Annotated in this window: 1 rRNA gene; it reads left to right on the top strand. The window is 55.6% G+C overall.

The window, feature by feature from the left end:
* Positions 1–1784, top strand: a 23S ribosomal RNA gene (locus BLT76_RS25265); the annotation flags it as partial.
* Between the last annotated feature and the right edge of the window lie 12 nt (positions 1785–1796).

The raw sequence follows: 1796 nt of genomic DNA, 5'->3' as shown, positions 1-1796 counted from the left end.
GATCCAGTGGTGGACGCGACACGAGTGAGAATGCAGGCATGAGTAGCGAATGCAATGTGAGAAACATTGCCGCCGAATGATCAAGGGTTCCAGGGTCAAGCTAATCTGCCCTGGGTAAGTCGGGACCTAAGGCGAGGCCGACAGGCGTAGTCGATGGACAACGGGTTGATATTCCCGTACCGGCAAAGTAGCGCCCATGCTGAACCTGGTGATGCTAACCGCCCGAAGCCATGAGTATTGATCCCTTCGGGGTGAGAGCTTGTGGGGGAGCGCGGGACCCGAGCTGGTAGTAGGCAAGCGATGGGGTGACGCAGGAAGGTAGCCCAGCCGTGGCGATGGTTGTCCACGGGTAAGTGCGTAGGGTGTCATCTAGGTAAATCCGGATGGCTGACTTTGATGTCGGGCCTGAGACACGATACGGAGCCGTTTGGTGAAGTGGGTGATCCTATGCTGTCGAGAAAAACCTCTAGCGAGCTATGCGCCGCCCGTACCCCAAACCGACTCAGGTGATCAGGTAGAGAATACTAAGGCGATCGAGCGAACCATGGTTAAGGAACTCGGCAAAATGCCCCCGTAACTTCGGGAGAAGGGGGGCCGGATCCGTCAAACTCCTTGCGAGTGGCAGCGGTGATGGCCGCAGAGACCAGGCCCAAGCGACTGTTTACTAAAAACACAGGTCCGTGCGAAGTTGTAAGACGATGTATACGGACTGACTCCTGCCCGGTGCTGGAAGGTTAAGAGGACCTGTTAGGTGGTAACACCGAAGCGGAGAATTTAAGCCCCAGTAAACGGCGGTGGTAACTATAACCATCCTAAGGTAGCGAAATTCCTTGTCGGGTAAGTTCCGACCTGCACGAATGGAGTAACGACTTGGGCGCTGTCTCAACCGTGGACTCGGCGAAATTGCACTACGAGTAAAGATGCTCGTTACGCGCGGCAGGACGGAAAGACCCCGGGACCTTTACTATAGTTTGGTATTGGTGTTTGGTTCGGCTTGTGTAGGATAGGTGGGAGACTTTGAAGCATCGACGCCAGTTGGTGTGGAGTCAACGTTGAAATACCACTCTGGTCGTACTAGATGTCTAACCTAGGTCCGTAATCCGGATCAGGGACAGTGCCTGATGGGTAGTTTAACTGGGGCGGTTGCCTCCTAAAATGTAACGGAGGCGCTCAAAGGTTCCCTCAGCCTGGTTGGCAATCAGGTGTTGAGTGTAAGTGCACAAGGGAGCTTGACTGTGAGACAGACATGTCGAGCAGGGACGAAAGTCGGAACTAGTGATCCGGCGTCGGCATGTGGAAGCGACGTCGCTCAACGGATAAAAGGTACCCCGGGGATAACAGGCTGATCTTCCCCAAGAGTCCATATCGACGGGATGGTTTGGCACCTCGATGTCGGCTCGTCGCATCCTGGGGCTGGAGTAGGTCCCAAGGGTTGGGCTGTTCGCCCATTAAAGCGGCACGCGAGCTGGGTTTAGAACGTCGTGAGACAGTTCGGTCCCTATCCGCCGCGCGCGCAGGAAACTTGAGAAAGGCTGTCCCTAGTACGAGAGGACCGGGATGGACGAACCTCTGGTGTGCCAGTTGTCCCGCCAGGGGCACGGCTGGTTAGCTACGTTCGGAAGTGATAACCGCTGAATGCATCTAAGCGGGAAGCATGTTTCAAGATGAGGTTTCCCACCCGCTTGACGGGGTAAGGCCCCCAGCAGAACACTGGGTTGATAGGCCGGAGGTGTACAGCAGTAATGCCTAGCCGACCGGTACTAATAGGCCGAGGGCTTGTCTTACAATCACTCAGC

Origin of the sequence: Nocardioides lianchengensis (assembly GCF_900101465.1) — a bacterium.
Classification (GTDB): Bacteria; Actinomycetota; Actinomycetes; order Propionibacteriales; family Nocardioidaceae; genus Nocardioides; species Nocardioides lianchengensis.
This window is presented reverse-complemented; position numbering and strand designations above follow the sequence as displayed.